This is a genomic window from Vibrio sp. RM-69-4 (assembly GCF_024743775.1).
Taxonomy (GTDB): Bacteria; Pseudomonadota; Gammaproteobacteria; order Enterobacterales; family Vibrionaceae; genus Vibrio; species Vibrio anguillarum.
In genome coordinates this window covers 786,246-804,307 of the sequence record NZ_JAMQXI010000076.1, presented here as the reverse complement: position 1 = coordinate 804,307, position 18,062 = coordinate 786,246, and the positions used below count along the sequence as shown (strand labels likewise).

12 protein-coding genes and 1 pseudogene are annotated in these 18,062 nt (G+C 44.7%); 9 read left to right on the top strand and 4 right to left on the bottom strand.

Going from position 1 to position 18,062, the window contains the following annotated elements:
* Nucleotides 1-22: 22 nt before the first annotated feature.
* Nucleotides 23-484, bottom strand: a complete 462-nt coding sequence (gene rtxC, locus NB504_RS15885; RefSeq protein WP_222715287.1) for an RTX toxin-activating lysine-acyltransferase RtxC — start codon at nt 482-484, stop codon at nt 23-25.
* A 15-nt stretch (nt 485-499) separates the two neighbouring features.
* Entirely contained in the window at nt 500-835 is a 336-nt protein-coding gene (locus NB504_RS15880) for a hypothetical protein (protein WP_170888342.1), read from the bottom strand.
* Nucleotides 836-1,138: 303 nt separating this feature from the next.
* Here NB504_RS15880 and NB504_RS15875 point away from each other — a divergent pair, with 303 nt between their 5' ends.
* The 8 genes from NB504_RS15875 to cdd all read left to right on the top strand — a co-directional run bounded on the left by NB504_RS15875 (nt 1,139) and on the right by cdd (nt 12,331).
* Nucleotides 1,139-3,247, top strand: coding sequence for a peptidase domain-containing ABC transporter (locus tag NB504_RS15875; RefSeq protein ID WP_258429279.1), 2,109 nt, complete (start codon nt 1,139-1,141; stop codon nt 3,245-3,247).
* On the top strand, nt 3,244-4,596 hold the full coding sequence (locus NB504_RS15870; protein ID WP_094147973.1) for an HlyD family type I secretion periplasmic adaptor subunit: 1,353 nt from the start codon (nt 3,244-3,246) through the stop codon (nt 4,594-4,596). The genes NB504_RS15875 and NB504_RS15870 overlap by 4 nt, the downstream gene beginning before the upstream one ends.
* Nucleotide 4,597: 1 nt before the next feature.
* Nucleotides 4,598-6,733 carry a type I secretion system permease/ATPase gene (locus tag NB504_RS15865; protein ID WP_258429278.1) on the top strand — a complete coding sequence of 712 codons (2,136 nt, stop codon included), beginning with the start codon at nt 4,598-4,600 and terminating at the stop codon, nt 6,731-6,733.
* 421 nt (nt 6,734-7,154) lie between these two features.
* Complete coding sequence (locus tag NB504_RS15860; protein ID WP_258429277.1) at nt 7,155-8,522, top strand: L-cystine transporter; 1,368 nt, start codon at nt 7,155-7,157, stop codon at nt 8,520-8,522.
* A 151-nt stretch (nt 8,523-8,673) separates the two neighbouring features.
* On the top strand, nt 8,674-10,098 hold the full coding sequence (sbcB, locus tag NB504_RS15855; RefSeq protein WP_017047014.1) for an exodeoxyribonuclease I: 1,425 nt from the start codon (nt 8,674-8,676) through the stop codon (nt 10,096-10,098).
* A 124-nt stretch (nt 10,099-10,222) separates the two neighbouring features.
* The gene (locus tag NB504_RS15850) at nt 10,223-10,555 is read left to right on the top strand and encodes a CidA/LrgA family protein (RefSeq protein ID WP_033197434.1); all 333 of its coding nucleotides are present in this window, start codon (nt 10,223-10,225) and stop codon (nt 10,553-10,555) included.
* A complete protein-coding gene (locus NB504_RS15845) occupies nt 10,555-11,235 on the top strand; it encodes a CidB/LrgB family autolysis modulator (RefSeq protein WP_010319624.1) in 681 nt (226 codons plus the stop codon). Before NB504_RS15850 ends, NB504_RS15845 begins: the two co-directional genes overlap by 1 nt.
* A 208-nt stretch (nt 11,236-11,443) precedes the next feature.
* A complete protein-coding gene (gene cdd / locus NB504_RS15840) occupies nt 11,444-12,331 on the top strand; it encodes a cytidine deaminase (RefSeq protein ID WP_017047013.1) in 888 nt (295 codons plus the stop codon).
* 58 nt (nt 12,332-12,389) lie between these two features.
* Here the strand turns inward: cdd and NB504_RS15835 are convergent.
* Nucleotides 12,390-15,164 (bottom strand): annotated as a pseudogene (locus NB504_RS15835) (EAL domain-containing protein).
* Nucleotides 15,165-15,425: 261 nt separating this feature from the next.
* Between NB504_RS15835 and purT the strand changes: the two are divergent.
* Nucleotides 15,426-16,601: a formate-dependent phosphoribosylglycinamide formyltransferase gene (gene purT / locus NB504_RS15830; protein ID WP_258429276.1), complete on the top strand. Its 1,176-nt coding sequence runs from the start codon at nt 15,426-15,428 to the stop codon at nt 16,599-16,601.
* A gap of 64 nt (nt 16,602-16,665) precedes the next feature.
* On the opposite strand, the gene NB504_RS18480 is transcribed toward purT, so the two are convergent.
* A complete protein-coding gene (locus NB504_RS18480) occupies nt 16,666-17,964 on the bottom strand; it encodes a PAS domain-containing methyl-accepting chemotaxis protein (RefSeq protein WP_309303450.1) in 1,299 nt (432 codons plus the stop codon).
* Nucleotides 17,965-18,062: the final 98 nt, after the last annotated feature.

Sequence of the window (18,062 nt, the reverse complement as noted above, 5' to 3'; positions counted from 1 at the left end):
AGACTGTGGCTCTTATTATTATTTAAATAGAAAACCACTGTACCTTACGGATACAGCGGTCGTTTTGCGTGTCGATTTTGCCGCGGACAGTACACACTTTTTGCCCTTTCCACGGCAAAAAAACACGCTGTCGTAAGTCATTGACGATTTGACGTCCGTGACCAAAAGGAGCAAGCATTTCAGGAATGTAGATATGATCACCAGAGCGCCAGTCAGCGGCTTCGATTTCTCGTTCACCGGACAATAGCAACTCTCTCACTTGCTCAGACAAAAACGCCCAATTACAAAATGCAATTGGACGTCCTTGTTCATCTTCGTAATAGCAAAACTGATTTGACTCAAATGATGGCATAATCCGTTGCTGCCATTCACTGATAAGATACCGCTGATGCAGAGGAGAATATTGGCTGAGCAGAAGAATCCCACCCATCATTTTCTGCATCATTGCACGATCCAGTTTCGCCGCGTGATGTTGAATCAACATACGCTAAGCCACCTTTTATTTTTTCGTGCGTGTCACGCGTTTTTTAGCAGGCTCAATACCACTCTCGTTCTCTTGAGGTGCTTCACTCGATGATGGTAGAAAACCTGCGGCAATTAATTTTTCTAACTCTTCGTTCATACGAGGATCTTCAAGCATATTCTTAACCATCGAAACCATATACATAAAACCAGAAGCAGGCATATGAATCACTTCTTTTAGCTCTAAGTCCGTATCACTTTCCGCCATAATACCGTTTGCCATGTTGGATTGATTCTGTCCAACAAAATAGAGAGAAAAAACACCTTTATTATAATTAACACTCGATACAGTTTGAACGAATTTCTCAGACATAAATAACTCACCTCATAATTTAAAAAGAAAATAAAAAAAGATTAAAGCCACTTATAAAAAAGTAGCGATAACCCAAAAATGATTTTTAATGTTATACAGCATTTCAATGGCATGCAACCATACAATAACGCTAAGTCATGAATAAATTAACAAAACCAAAATATTACCGAATACAAGCAACTGATAATTAAAACCTTTAAAAACCGCAATTAACTAATCAGACCAGATAATATTTGAGCATCTATTGATATTAATGATATGATCCGCCCCCTTTCTTTTTCTGGCCCTTGAATAATCAAATATATGACTGATTTAAATGAAAAAAAAGCCATGTTACATTGCTTATCAGTCTACTTACCGCTGATCGGAATTCGTGAGATAAAATTAGATATCTCTAATGAAACGCCATCCAATGCAATTGATTCAATAATAAAAGATTTAAAAGGAAGAAATTATTTAGTCACTGCTAATAAAGCGAAGTCTTTTACTGGAATTACTAAAATAAAGAAACCGATTATTTTATTTAACAAAAATAATCACCCATTTATTTTAGCTAAAGTTGAACAGAATAAATGTTTAATTCATCCATGTGATTCAGATACCCCAAAAGTAGTAGATACAAGCTATTTAAAACAGAATTGGAATGGAAAAACGCTAGATATCAAAAAAAAGCAATCCTCTTTTGATATTCGTTGGTTCTTACCTGAATTATCGCAACATAAACATTTAATCGCTGAGATTGTTTTATTCTCTTTCGTACTGCAAGTTATTGCACTTATTACACCGCTATTTTTCCAAGTCGTGATGGACAAAGTATTAGTGCATCAAGCCCACTCGACACTCGATGTTTTAGTGTTCGTCTTAGTTATTTCTGGAATAGCTGAGGTATTGCTACGCGGTTTACGCGAATATCAATATGCTCATACCGCTAACCGCATTGATATTAAGCTTGGCATTAAATTGGTTCACCATCTGTTTGGTTTGCCGCTGCTGTTTTTCAAATCAAGGCAAGTTGGGGCGATTGTGACTCGAGTAAGAGAGCTCGATACCATTCGTGAGTTCATCACAGGTTCGATGTTTACCCTTACGATTGATCTCGTTTTTCTCGTGATCTTTTTCTATGTGATGAGCTTACTTTCTGGCGGGCTAACCTTATTGGTATTGGCCACACTGCCGTGTTATCTCTTTTTGGCTTGGTGGCTAACCCCAAGGCTGCAACAAGCGATTGAACAACAATTTACCCATATGGCGCACAACACTTCGTTTCTAACTGAAACCGTCGCGGGGAGTGATACCATTAAAAGCTTAGCGACTGAACCTCGCTTTATTCGACGTTGGGATACTCAAACCGAACAGATGATATCGAGCAACTATGTGGTTCAGCAGTGGAATAACCGCTCTAGCCACGCAGTGCAGTTCATCCAAAAAATAGCGAGCGTCTTTCTACTATGGATTGGTGCATCCGAAGTGCTCGCGTTACAAATGACCATAGGTCAACTGATCGCTTTTAACATGCTAGCCGGCCATGTTGCACAAACTCTTGCCCGGCTCGTCGAGCTGTGGGGACAATTTATACAAGCGCAAATTGCAGTCGATAAACTTTCCGACCTACTCAATTTGCCCACCGAGCAACAGCAAGCCAGCCATCCTCTACAACTGCAAGGTGCGATCACTCTCAGTAAAGTGAGTTTCCGTTATCAACCCGATTTGCCGCTGACCATCAATCAGCTTTCACTCAATATCCAAGCGGGTGAAAAAATTGGGGTGGTCGGTGGCTCGGGGTCGGGAAAAAGCACCTTGGCTCGGCTTTTACTCAAGCTGTACAGCCCTGAATCAGGCCAAATCATGTTCGATAACACCTCACTCAAACAGATCGGTGTTCATGAATTGCGTCGCCAGTTGGGGGTGGTATCACAAGAGAACTTTCTCTTTAGTAAAAGTGTTAGTGACAACATTGCCCATTCAAAGCCACAAGCCAACTTGGATGAGATTGTGCAAGCAGCAAAATTAGCGGGCGCTCATGAGTTTATTTTAAAGCTGCCAATGGGTTACGACACGATTTTAGCCGAAGGGGGGCAGTCACTTTCAGGCGGACAACGACAACGTTTAGCCATTGCCCGCACACTGCTTGCAGACCCTAAGATTTTAATTCTTGATGAAGCCACCAGCGCTTTAGATGATGAATCACAAGCCATCATTCAAACCAATATGGAGCAAATTGCCGCCGGGCGTACCGTTATTACCATCGCACACCGCCTCTCTACGGTAAGAGAGTGTGACCGGATTATCGTACTGGAAAAAGGCGAGATTGCAGAGCAAGGCACGCATCTACAACTTCTCGCAGAGCAAGGCAAATATTTCCAGCTGTGGCAACTGCAACAAGCATTAAAACAAGAGGATGAGCGAGTATGATCTCTCAGTTAAAGAAGCTTCGCTCTAAGCGCTCGAAAACGAACGGCTACTTTGAGTTTTTACCCGGCCATCTTGCTCTACAGCAGAGCCCGCCCTCTCCGTTTGCTCGCATCACCGCCATCACGCTAAGTTTAGGGTTACTGCTCACCTTACTTTGGACCTATTGGGGGAAATTGGATATCCAAGCGACCGCAAACGGGCGGCTGTTAGTCCCTGGGCGCTCGCAAGTGATTCAGTCTTACGAACAAAGCCGAGTAGCACAAATCCATATAGCAGACGGCGAACGTGTCGAAAAAGGGATGCCCTTACTGACTCTGGACACGTTAGGCGTTAGCCAAGATATTGAACGTTTGCGTCATCAAATACGCTATCAAACCCATGAATTTCTCAAGTATCAAGCGTTGCGTGGTAAGGCTGATCTAGCTCAACATCCCCTGTATTTGGCATTGGCACCTTCGGCGCAGCAAGAGGTCATTGACAGCTTTGATACTGAAAAGAACGAATTCACATCGGTGTTGGAAAACTTGCGTGCGGAAATGCAGGTCAATCTTGCTTCCCAGTCCTCACTTGAGGTCGATATCAGAGGCTTAAAACAGTTAGTGAGTAATATTACTCAGCGCCTTGATGCTCAAAAAAAGCTCAAACAACAGCGTTTGATCGGTCAAGTGCAGTATCTGGAGCAGGAAAAAGAGTTATTAGAATCCGAACGAGCGTTAGCCCAGCAAACATCACAACAGCACGTGCTGCAAAAGCAATATCTCAACCTAGAAGAGCGTTTAAAAGCGCTGCGGGCGCAAAAAGCCAGAGAGTGGCAAGACAAAAGTCAGCAAGCACACCTACAACTCTCAGCGCTGCAACATGAACTGGACAAAGTACGCGAACATGAAGGATTACAAGTGGTTCGCTCTCCTGTCACTGGCACTGTACAGCAATTGAGTGTTCACACCCTTGGAGCGGTCTTACAACCAGCACAAAATTTGATGATTATTGTGCCTGACGATTCGGTACAAGTCGCCGAAGTTAAAATTCTCAATAAAGACATTGGCTTTATTTATGCTGGCCAACCCGTGACGTTGAAAATTGATGCCTTTCCCTATACGCGTTACGGCACCTTGTCGGCAACATTGGTCCACGTCTCTAGAGACTCGACAATGGATGAGCAACTTGGGTTGGTTTTTCCCGCTCAAGTGCAATTGTTAAACCACACAATTGAGGTCGATGGTGCCTCTGTTGCCTTATTGCCCGGTATGTCTGTCGTGGCTGAGATTAAAACCGACCAACGTCGGATCATCGATTATCTACTCAGCCCAATCCGAGAATATCAAGCTGAAGCATTGCGAGAAAAATAGAGTGGATACCTTAACCAACACAGTCTCAACGGTTCATGATCAAGAAAGCCATGGCGCATTAGCGGCCCTCTCGTTTGCCAGCCTTTCATTTGATAAGAAAGTCACGCCATCACAACTGATTCATACACTAGGCGTTGCCGAAAATGAGCTCAGTGCTCTCGACATTCAGCGAGCCGCTCAATCTATTGGTCTGAAAAGCCGAATGATCACCGTCAGAGGAAGCGAGCCAATCCCGCTACCTGCATTGTTCAAAATCCGTCAGCAATGGCATGTCATTCATGCGCTAAACGAGTATGGTTGGACCTTGTACGATCCCATTAAACAGCGCTATTTCGAGTATCCGTTGGCGCAAGGATCTTCAAGTTCCTGTTATGAGGTCTTATTACTGATTGAGCAGAGTATAGAGCCAAGCGATGTCGCTTTTGGCCTCCGCTGGTTTATGCCTTCGATACTTCGTCAGTCAAAACAGCTACGTGATGTGTTTCTGTATTCGATTGTGCTGCAACTGTTTGCCCTGTTTGGTCCCAAACTTTTTGAAACCGTTATTGATAAGGTTCTTGTGGGGCGAAGTTTGTCGAGTTTGCACGTTTTAGCGCTAGCTATGCTTGCGCTAGCCATTGCTGAACCTCTTTACAGTTATTTGCGCAATACGGTTTTTGGTCATCTTTCTAGTCAAGTCAATGCAGAGCTATCGGGGCGATTGTATCGGCATTTGATTAATCTTCCATTAAGTTATTTCAAGCAGCGTCAAACGGGGCAAATCATCGCCCGCGTACGGGAAATGGGGCAAATACGTCAGTTTTTGACGGGCTCAACCTTAATGCTGCTCTTGGATCTCATTTTTATCACCCTCTTTATTGGTGTGATGTTTCATTATGCGCCAGCGCTCACCGGGCTGATTATCGGTTCATTAGTGATTTATTTTCTGCTGTGGTTAGGTATTGGACCTTGGGTTCGTCACAAGGTAACGACAGAGTATGACGCAGAAGCAGAGACAACCACCTTCCTGACTGAATCTATAACGGGTATAGAAACAATCAAGACAACCGCAACGGAAGCTCGATTTTTAGAACGGTGGCAGCAAATACTCAGTCGACAAATTGAATGCGCGTTTTCAGCCCAAAAAGCCAGTTTAATTGCTGGGCAATTGATTGCCTTAGTGCAGAAAATAGCCGCTGCCATTTTACTTTGGTGGGGAGTCAATTTAGTGCTCAATGGGCAGCTCACCCCCGGTGAATTGGTCGCCTTCAATATGCTAGCAGGGCATGTTACTCAACCCGTTTTGCGACTTGCGCAAGTGTGGCAAGATTTCCAGCACACCTTAGTAGCCTTGCGTCGCGTAGGCGACATTCTTAACGAACCGGCTGAAAATAGTAAAGATGGCCTTGCTTCCATCCCTTCTGTTCAAGGAGGCATTGAGTTTAAAAATGTTCGCTTCCGTTATCATATCGATGCACCGGAAGTCTTAGCGAATCTCTCGTTGACCATCGCTCCGGGGCAATTTATTGGTATTACTGGGCCTTCCGGATCTGGAAAAAGTACATTAACAAAACTGCTACAGCGTCTTTATGTACCTTTGCATGGGCAAGTCTTAGTCGATGGTATGGATCTCGCCATTGCAGATCCGGTCTCGTTAAGGCGCAGCATGAGTGTGGTGCTGCAAGAAAGCATGCTATTTGCAGGCAGCGTTGCCGACAATATTCGTCTTTGTAAACCCGATGCAAGCGATGCAGAGCTGATAAACGTTGCAAAGCTTGCTGGTGCGTTAAGCTTTATTGAAGCGCTGCCACAAGGGTTTGAACAACAAGTAGGAGAAAGAGGTGCCAACTTATCTGGCGGGCAACGTCAACGCATTGCACTGGCTCGCGCATTGTTAGTTAACCCAAAAATCTTACTGCTTGATGAAGCGACTTCAGCGCTCGATTATCAGTCAGAGGCGGCCATCATGAGCAACATGGAAACCATTTGCCATGATCGAACGGTGATCAGTATTGCACATCGGTTATCGACGATTCGTCATGCCGATAACATCATCGTCATCGAAGATGGGCAAGTGGCCGAGCAAGGTACTCACGAAGCGTTGCTCGCACGTGCAGGACTTTACGCACGTTTATGGGAACAACAAGTCAGTGGTTAACTTTCTCTCCTTCAAATGGGTTAGGTATAAAAAATCTCCCCAGAAATTACTGGGTCTTAAACTTACTCACTAAATTATTCAGATCATCAGCTGAACTCGCGAGATTTTGTGAGTTCAGTAGAGCTCGGCTCGATACAACCACACGCCATAGATATTTTGCACTCTCGCGATATGCTTGCCTTGCTCAAGAAGTATCAATGACTTGCTTAAATAACTCACCGATCGGTTCATTTACCAGCACAATAGAAAGATTGATAACCATTTGTTCTAAATCATGCTGATTTTGTCTTTGGATTAACCTACGTTAAAAGATATGGTTGCGTTTCATCGCTTTTATTCCCCTTTTACCTAGCATTATCGACTACATCGCTCATCGGCGATCAACGTAATCATGGGTACACAACTTTTAAGGTGTCGCATCATGTCAGTTGCAGCCATTGCCGCACTCGCAGTATTTATTGGCATTCTGTTTTTTCTCTTCGGACAGCAGAAAAAGTCTCACACTCTTTCACGCTTAGTGCTACTTGGGTTAATCCTAGGCAGCGCATTTGGCCTTGCTCTACAAGTAGTTCTTGGTGAAGGACATGTGGCTATCAAGGAAACATTAGGCTGGGTCAACGTCGTCGGTAACGGCTATGTTGGTTTGCTAAAAATGGTGATTATGCCTTTGGTGCTGGTGTCGATGATCGCTGCGGTTGTGAAGCTCGATAAAGGTGGCTCGCTGGGTAAAATCTCTGGCCTGACCATTTCTATCTTACTGCTGACGACTGCTGTCTCGGCATTGATCGGTATTTTTGTCACCCAAGCTTTGGGTTTAACAGCAGACGGCCTCGTTGAAGGCAGCCGTGAAACGGCGCGTATTGCTGTACTAGAAAGCCGCGCCGCTACTGTGAGTGATTTAACTATTCCTCAAATGCTATTAAGCTTTATTCCGACCAATCCTTTTGCCGACTTAACCGGTGCTCGCTCAACCTCGATCATCGCTGTGGTTATTTTTGGCGTACTAACGGGTATTGCGGCGCGTAAAGTAATGTCAGAGAAAGCCGAGCTAGAAACGCCAATCCGCACCTTTGTCGAAGCGATACAGTCGATTGTGATGCGCCTCGTGAAAATGGTGATGGCACTAACCCCTTACGGTATTGCGGCGTTGATGGCGAAAGTTGTCGCTACATCAAGTGCGGGCGATATTCTGAGTTTGCTCGGTTTTATTGTCGCCTCTTATGTCGCCATTGCATTGATGTTTGTGGTGCACGGTATCTTGGTTTCTTTTGTAGGCGTTAGCCCTAAAGAGTATTTTCAGAAAATTTGGCCAGTGTTGACCTTCGCGTTTACCTCACGTAGCTCAGCGGCAACCATTCCTCTGAATGTAGAAGCGCAAATCACTAAGCTGAACGTACCACCAGCAATTGCCAACCTATCGGCTTCATTCGGTGCCACTATTGGTCAAAACGGCTGCGCTGGTATTTACCCAGCCATGCTCGCTGTGATGGTTGCTCCTACCGTCGGTATTAATCCAATGGACGTGCACTTTATTTTGTCGCTAGTGGCTATTATCGCAATCAGCTCATTTGGTATTGCCGGCGTCGGTGGCGGTGCCACTTTTGCAGCCTTAATCGTACTACCAGCGATGGGCCTACCAGTGACGATTGCAGCACTGCTTATCTCCATTGAACCGTTGATTGATATGGCCCGCACCGCGTTGAACGTTTCAGGCTCAATGACGGCAGGTACCATTACCAGCCGCTTACTGAACGGTAAACAGGTACAAGTTCAAGAACAGCAAGCCTAGAAAGTATCGAACGTTCTCGTTTTTCTCCAAGCCGGTGCCAATGCGCCGGCTTTTTCATTTCAAATCCTCATCAGAGCATGCTTCGCACATTGCTATGTCACACAGGCAATGGTCTAATAAACCTTAAATTTCAGCGACTGGATACTATCGAATGCGACAAGAGCACCCGCCTACTTTCTTTTTCCTCGACTATGAGACGTGGGGAGTCAACCCTGCGAAAGATCGTCCGAGCCAATTTGCGGGCGTTCGCACCGATATGGATTTTAATATTATTGGCGAACCACTGGTCATCTATTGCCAACCACCAGCGGACTATCTGCCTTCTCCAGAAGCGGCGCTTATTACGGGTATCACTCCACAAAAAGCGGTGGCCCAAGGCTTGCCAGAGCCTGAATTTATCGCCAAAATTCATCAACAACTCGCCACACCCAACACCACCAGTCTTGGTTACAACAGTATTCGTTTTGATGATGAAGTAACGCGTTACACTTGCTATCGTAATTTCATTGATCCGTATGCTTGGAGCTGGCAAAACGGCAATTCACGCTGGGATTTACTTGATGTGATGCGCGCCTGCCATGCGCTACGCCCAGAAGGCATCAACTGGCCCGAAAATGACGAAGGCTTTACCAGTTTTAAGCTGGAGCATCTCTCAGTTGCCAATGGCATCGAACATGCGAATGCCCACGATGCTATGGCCGATGTTATCGCCACCATTGAGCTAGCCAAAAAAGTAAAAGCCGCCCAACCCAAGTTGTTTGATTACTTTTTTAATATGCGCCATAAACGCAAACTCAATGATCTGATTGATATCGTCAACATGACACCTTTAATGCACGTATCGGGTATGTTAGGCCGAGAATGCCAATACACCAGTTGGATCGTGCCGATTGCTTGGCATCCCACCAATCAAAATGCGGTTATTGTGGTGGACCTTGCCAAAAACCCTCAACCCCTGATCGATTTAAGCAGCGAAGAACTGCATCAACGTCTATATACCAAACGCGAAGAGTTGGCAGAAGATGAATTGCCAGTGCCCATCAAATTAGTGCATCTCAATAAATGCCCTATCCTTGCGCCGGCCAAAACATTAACGGCCGAAAATGCAGACCATATCGGGGTCGATAGAAACCTGTGTCTTGAACACTTAGCGCTCATCAAGCAGTACCCAGAGATCAGAGAAAAGCTGATTGGCCTCTACACAATTGAGCGCGAATATAAGCACAGTGACGATGTCGATACTCAACTCTACGACGGTTTCTTCTCTCCAGCCGACAAAGCGGCGATGGAGATCATTCGCCAAGCTGACCCAGTCAACCTCGCCGCATTAGACATTAGTTTTAGCGATAAGCGCATCGAACCCTTGCTGTTTCGCTACCGCGCTCGCCATTACCCATTGACATTAAGTGACGAAGAGCAAAGACGTTGGGCAACTCACTGTCGTGATTATTTCGAAAGCCACCTTGAAGAGTACATGCTCAATTTAGAGAACTTAGTTCACACCCACAGCAGTGACGAAAAGAAAATGGCTATTTTAAAATCCGTTTACCGTTATGTCGAAGACATCGCGAGTTAATGTACGAGGTTTTCGCGCTGTCAGGTTTCAAACCAACACGCTGCGATTCCATTTCCGAAAATAGTTTAGGCACAACAAGGCACCGACTTTTATTGTGAATACCATTGCAAAATATTTGGTCTCTATGGGGCTGATTTTCCTTTGCCTGATGGCAGGTATCAATCTTCAACATTGGCTTGGCATCACCATTCCGGGCAGTATTATCGGAATGCTAATTCTGTTTAGTTTATTGGCAAGTGGGCTCGTGCCTGTCGAATGGGTAAAACCCAGTGCCAGTCTTTTTATCCGTTATATGGTCATTTTATTTGTCCCTATCAGTGTCGGATTAATCGAGCATTTTGATTTATTGATGAGTAACGCCATCCCGATTCTTGCCAGCGCGGTGGGCGGTACGCTGATCGTATTAGTTTGTCTGGGTTTAGGGCTGGATCGTTTTTTGAAAAAGGGGAATAAGTGATGTGGTTATTGCTCACGATTGCGGTCTTTTTCCTGACACGTTGGATCAGTAAAAAATGCAAAACGGCCATAATGAATCCGTTACTGCTCAGCCTTGTGATCATCATTCCTATCTTGCTATTTTTTAACATCCCTTATGCCAGTTACTATGCTGATAACCAATGGCTGAGCTTTCTGTTGCAACCGGCTGTGGTGGCGCTGGCTTATCCTCTCTATGAACAACTGCCTCAGATCCGCTCAAATTGGCGCATCATTGCCCTCGCCTGCGGGGTGGGCAGTGCTATGTCAATGCTCACAGCCAGCTTAATTGCTGTTTATCTTCAAACGGATATACATTTAATCGCCAGCCTACTGGGTAAATCAGTTACCACACCGATTGCGATGGAAGTTTCCAGTAACCTCGGTGGAGAGCCAGCCATTGCCGCCGTTTTAGTGGTCATTGTAGGGCTGTTTGGCGCAATTCTCGCCTACCCTATCTACAACCTTCTCAACATTACGCATCCAATTGCCAAAGGCTTAACCATGGGCACCGTATCTCATGCGCTGGGCACAGCAACCTGCGCTGAAAAAGATCCACGTGACGCAGCATTTAGTTCACTTGCATTAGTCGTGTGCGGCGTAATCACATCGATACTTGCTCCAAGTTTTTTTGCTTTTTCAATGTGGTTGTCCACGCTATAGAGTGCCAACAGAAATCAAAGATACGTCTACTCATGGATTTTGATTGTAGACGTGTCTCACTCTAAGGCTGACTGTAATCGATTTCATGTGTGACCTCACTCTAAATGTGAAAACCAAAATTACGTTACATTAAATTACGTGACTTAAATCTCGGTAAAATTTCATTCTTCGCCTAGAATATTCCTCAATACATAGATAAGGACTCATTATGAAAAGCCGTATTGAACAGGCGCTAGCTGATACGCCAAAACCCGTTGCAGAATTTTTGTCGCCCATTCTGCTGTGCGATGATTTTGACGCAACCCTATCACCAGAACAGTTCAACCAACTGCTTTCTCTTTCTGGCTTAGACGATGCGGAATTGCGCGTTGCACTGCTGCCTTTTGCGGCCGCCTATGCTTATGTACCACTTTCAAACTTTTACGTGGGAGCCATCGTCAGAGGTTTATCGGGCCGTTTGTACTTTGGCGCGAATATGGAGTTTTCCGGTGCGCAATTGGGCCAAACCGTACACGCCGAGCAATGTGCCATCAGCCATGCGTGGATGAAAGGTGAACAAGGCGTTGCTGACATTACCATCAACTTCAGCCCTTGTGGGCACTGCCGTCAGTTTATGAATGAGCTTACGACCGCAGACTCGCTTGCCATTCAGCTACCACAGCGTGATGAGAAGTCACTGCAAGAGTACCTACCTGAATCATTTGGTCCTGCCGATTTAGGTGTTGATTCTGGTCTAATGGCAGACGCTAACCACGGCAAAACAACTAGCGAAGATGACCCACTCATTGGCTTAGCTCTTAATGGCCTAAACCGCAGTTACGCACCCTATACCAACAATCTCAGTGGTGTTGCCCTGCAAGTTGAGAATGGTAAAACCTACGTCGGTGCGTATGCTGAAAATGCCGCATTCAACCCAAGCTTACCACCATTGCAAGTTGCTCTTGTTCAGTTAATGATGGATGGCCAACGCTTTGATAATATTGTCGCAGCCGCATTAGTTGAGATGTCTGATGGCAGTATTAGCCATTTAGCCGATACTCAAGCCACCTTGGAAGTAATTAACCCAGACATTCCTCTTTCCTATCTTGTGGTTTAGGCGCTCTAGTGAAAAATCCCCAGCGCATGGGGATTTTTGCCTTTTGATGGTGCAGGTTTTACCGCATATCCTTTCCGCCCAACAAATTATCGAACACCTCTTGTTTACTCATCGGCTTGTAAAAATAGAAGCCTTGGATCTCATCAATATTCCAGACTTTGAGTTTGCGCAGCTGCGAAGCAGTTTCAACCCCTTCAGCCACGGTAGTTAAGCCTAGCTCTTGCGACATATTGATAATACTGCGCACCAAGGTTTTGGCTTTGTCATTGGATTCCAATGTGGAAATATAAGACTGGTCTAACTTCACTATATCTAATGGAAAATCACACAATGTACTAAACGAGGAATACCCCGTACCAAAATCATCAAGCGCCAACTGTATACCAAGTTTTTTTATCGCATCCATGCGTTTGATCGTCTCTTCTTCAGCCCCCAACAACATACTTTCCGTCAATTCGAGCACTAATTGTCACGGTTCAATTTGATATTTTTCAATCAATACTGATAAGTACCCGACCAATTTTTTACTGTAGAAATGCGGGCTAGAAAGATTGACGTGAATACTTAGCCGTTTACCCAACGAAAATTGCGACTGCGTTTGCAGTTCGCTAAGAAATTGGCAGGCTTGGCCTAGTATCTGCTCTCCCAATTCAATGATCACTTTACGTTGCTCAGCCAAAGGGATAAATACGGTTGGCGAAACCATACCAAGTTGAGGGTGCTTCCAGCGAGCCAGAGCTTCAAAGCCAATGATTTCGGCACTGTCTGCACGAACAATCGGCTGATAGTAAGCAATAATATGGCCATCTTTCACAACTGAGATGAGATCTCGATTGATCGCTAACGACTTCTGGGCATGAACAAACAATTCTTGTGTCACTGAAACAACCAGGCTGGCTCCAGCTTTCTCTGTTTGTTGAATGGCATAAAAACCACTTTGAACCAAAGTTTCAAAAGAATCGATAGCCAATTGTGAATCAATCACAGCACCTTCCACACTCAAATCGAGTTCCAAGCCGCCAATGTCAGTCTTCCTCTTGTAACTATCGATAAGCTTAGTGCCTCTATGAATCAAAAAAGAGGTTGCCCCGTTACCCAACTCACACACCATAAATTCATATTCACTAATTCGTCCCATTATGGACATGTTGAAACGGTTTCTAAGCGTAGCCGAAAAATGTTTAACGGCCATATCGTAAGCACTGTGTCCATACACTTCTGAAATTTCTTTTAGTCTTTTAACCCGTAGGTAGAGCATGGAAAACCCACCACATTCGGTCGGATTGTCAATCAAAGGCTGGACTTGGCTCATCATCGTTGGACGATTAAGTAAACCTGACACTGGGTCACAATGGGTAAGGTCGTAAATAAGCTGCTCTTGCTGCTTTTGCTCGCTGATATCAGTAATCGATAGCATGATAGAGCGATGCCCACGTTGTTCTATCAATGTAGCTTCGATAAGACACTCTAAACGCTGCTGACCCTTTGTAACAACATGTCCCTCAAATTCACGCATCCCTTGTTCTATATTTTGGTAGAGTAATTCACTGCTGCACACCACATCATTTTGTATAATACAAAACTCATCTAAAACCTTTCCAACCAACTCATCTCTAGAATAAGAAAGCATATCCAACAAGGCTTGGTTCACATCGACAATGAAGCGATCAACCACCAGCAACATTCCGAGATTTTGGCTTTGATAGAGTGCATCAAATTTCTGTAACGTCTCTTTAAGCCTATCTTCCGCCAAGGAGGATGAGGCAGCAAGCGAACGGACAAGTTCGGTAATTCGTTCAAACTCATCTTGTTTATCACTCGATTGTGAAGAGAATGCACTCTCTTCAATCAGCTGATTGATCCCACGCTCAAAATTCTCAAACCGTTTGGCTACCTTGCTGCGAAACAGAGCAAAAGTAGCCACGGCGACAAAGCCGGCCGCAATGATGATCGTCAAAATCAAATAATAAAAAGTTTCGTTCCCTTTTTGATAGTAAAGCCGCTGAGCACAGGTTTTTAGATAGCCAATAGGTTGCCCTGTCATATCACTAAGTAAGGTGTAATGCGTGATATTATTTTGATCTCTTTCAATACCTTCTTGATTATGACTAACAGGTAAAATCACAGGAGCATCGGTAACTACAATATCATTTTTAGCGGTTAGTAGGTTCTGATACTGAGAAGGGAAACGGCGGGTTAAGTGCTGTCCCCATAGCATCCACCCCACAACATCAGCCGTACCTTCACTGTTACGCACCGGAGTTAGGCTCACCACCCACACACTATTTTCCACACGGATGAGGCCAGATCGGCTAGTTTTATCCTCATCAAGTGTGTGATGCATCTGAATTAAATGGTCGCTCACACCTTGTGAGCGTATCAACTGTTCCACTAACGAACAGTTTGTGCCAGGTTCAATATCCCGACATAAGTATTCAACCAATTGCGAGGATTCGGTGATGAAAGCCAAAACGTCTAAACCTAAAGTATCGAGGGAATCAGGATACAAGTTGCGCTCAGCAAATTGAGTGTCGCCATTCAACAGCAGCAGATAAGTTTCATCCCAATAAGCCCAATCATAAGAACGCTTTTCTTGCTGTACTAAAAGATCTTGAATGACCGACTGAGCTTGATTGCTATCTCGATGAATCTCAATTGATTCAAGTTCATTCAAACTATATAAAAAAAAGTGGCGAGTAATAAATAAGCTGCTAAGAATGATCCCAACCAACCCAACAGAAAACAACAGAGCAGTTTTCGTGTGTAGAGTTATAAAACGCAAACGTAAGAAAGTTTTCATAGCCATAGGTGTCTTTTTCTTAGTCAATCCCACATAAACCTTAGACTGAAATTACTTCATATTCTTAACGCAGTTTCTCGAATGCTGTTTACTGCACATTAATTGCTATTTCAGCCTTAATTTTGTACAGATATGAGTTCGTTTACTGCGTATTACACAAACCACTCTATCGACAGCACGAACAGGAAATTACTCATCTCTCATCACAAAGGCAAACGTTTGCTTTTATTCTTAATTTTAGTATGATTTTGGCTGTTTTCGCTATTACCTATTGCTTGAATGTAAGGATTCACTATGTTTGGTACTGCTACACGTGAAAATGCCACCCGCGTTTTACTGCTTGGTTCCGGAGAATTGGGCAAAGAGGTGGCAATTGAATGCCAACGCCTTGGTTTAGAAGTGATTGCCTGTGATCGCTACGCCAACGCTCCAGCAATGCAGGTGGCGCATCGTAGCCACGTATTGGATATGCTCGATGGCGATGCGCTACAAGCCATTATCGAACTCGAAAAACCAGACTACGTGGTGCCAGAAATTGAAGCAATTGCCACTCACAAGCTGGTTGAACTGGAAGCGCAAGGCTTAAACGTGGTCCCCACCGCAACGGCCACTCAATTGACGATGAACCGTGAAGGCATTCGCCGTTTAGCCGCAGAAACTCTTGCCTTACCTACCTCTCCTTATCAGTTTGCTGATGACTATAATGATTTTGTACTGGCGATTGAGCATGTCGGTATGCCTTGCGTAGTTAAGCCTGTGATGAGTTCATCAGGTAAAGGCCAAAGTGTGATTAAGACGCAAGAGGATATTAGCCGCGCTTGGGCATACGCTCAAGAAGGTGGCCGCAGTGGAGCTGGGAGAGTGATCGTCGAAGGCTTTATCGATTTCGACTACGAAATTACTCTCTTGACGATTCGAGCGGTTGATGGTGTCCATTTCTGCGCTCCCATTGGCCATCGACAAGAGGAAGGGGATTATCGCGAATCATGGCAACCACAAGTGATGTCGGCTAACGCAATTAAAGCCGCTGAATATGTAGCAGAACAAGTGGTTAATGCACTCGGTGGTTACGGCTTATTTGGTGTTGAACTGTTTGTCAAAGGCGATAATGTTATCTTCAATGAAGTGTCCCCTCGCCCACATGATACGGGAATGGTCACCCTCATTTCGCAAGAGCTGTCTGAATTTGCGTTACACGTGCGTGCGTTCACGGGTATGCCAATCAATAGTATTACCCAATATGGACCATCGGCATCTGCGGTTATTTTAGGTCAAGGCACCTCCACTAACCTTAAATTTGATGGAATAAATGAAGCACTGTCTATCCCGCATACTCAACTTCGTCTGTTTGGTAAACCAGACATTGATGGACGCCGTCGACTTGGGGTTGCTCTGGCGAAAGATAAAGAACTCAAACAGGCTTTGCACAACGCAATTCAATGTGCCAAAAGCGTGCAAGTGATTCTGTAAAAACGCAAAGCGAGCCACTAGGCTCGCTTTCATTTACCTCACCAACAATACTCGCTGCAGAGCCTTACTCTTTAATCAGTTCACTGACTGTACCAACCACACTGTCCGCGGCTTTTCTCATTTCATCAATCAGCTTTTGCGTCTCTTCCAGTTTGCTGTTACATGCCGTGACTTGGCCTTGAATTGCCCCCATCATCGATGTCGAGCTGTTGGTCAGTTCGCTATTGAGCTTAACAATATTACCAATTTCATCGGTCGCTTTGGTGGTATTGGAGGCTAATGAGCGCACCTCATCAGCAACCACCGCAAAACCCCGGCCATACTCTCCAGCACGCGCAGCCTCGATAGCGGCATTGAGCGCCAGCAAATTAGTCTGTTCTGCTATGCCTGTAATGGTGGTTACAATTTTGGTGATTTGCTGCGACTGGTTGGCCAGTTGCGTCATTGACGTATTCGCCTTAGTGATCGCGTTATCAATCTCTTTAGCAATGGAAGCGGCTTCAGCTAGCGTTCCCGTCCCAAGTTGAGCAATATGTACCGTTTCTTGTGAGGTGTGATGCGCCACTTCTGCTGCATCTTTAATCGCCCGAGCTTGCAGTACTCGTTGCGTGACATCAGTTGCAAACTTAGTCACACCAATGACTTTATGATCTTCACTAAATACGGGGTTATAGTTTGCTTCCAACCAAATTTCATCGCCATGTTTTGTAAAACGTTTAAATAATCCCGTTTTAAAATGGCCGCTGGCAAGCGACGCCCAAAAATTCGGGTTCTTCTTGTAAAATAGATCATCACAAAATAATCGGTGGTGTTTACCAACGATTTCTTGCAATTTGTACCCAACACAGGACAGAAAGTTTGGATTCGCGTCTACAACCGTCCCATCGGGAGTGAAAGAAATCACAGCCATTGACTTATCAACAGCTTCAAATACGGCCACTTGTCTATCCAATTTCTCTTTTGCAGCAGTGACATCACTGGCAATCTTCACCACCTTAACCACTTTTCCTTGCTCATCTTTTACTGGGATGTACGTAGCTTCAATCCACACTTTATTATGGCTTTTAGTTAAACGGCAAAACGTACCCGCATGAGTTTTACCTTGCGCTAAATTTTGCCAAAGTTGACTATATTGAGGCGCATTAACAAATTCACTTTCACAGAACATTCGATGATGCTGGCCCACCACTTCCGATAATGAATAGCCCAACACTTGTAAGAATGAGGAGCTGGCAGTCAGAATATGTCCTTGTGGATCAAACTCAATATAAGCCATCGTGCGTTTTATTGAATCAACCACCAGTTCATCACTGCTCTTTTTAGACTGTTGATTGCTGTTTGGCTTCCGACTAAACAAACCCATAGTTTTTCCTTAGTATTAGAGCGGCTGATATAGACGTAATGGCTTGCTCTCATCAAACGCCTAAAACCTACCTATTTATTGTTGTATAAGATGTATAA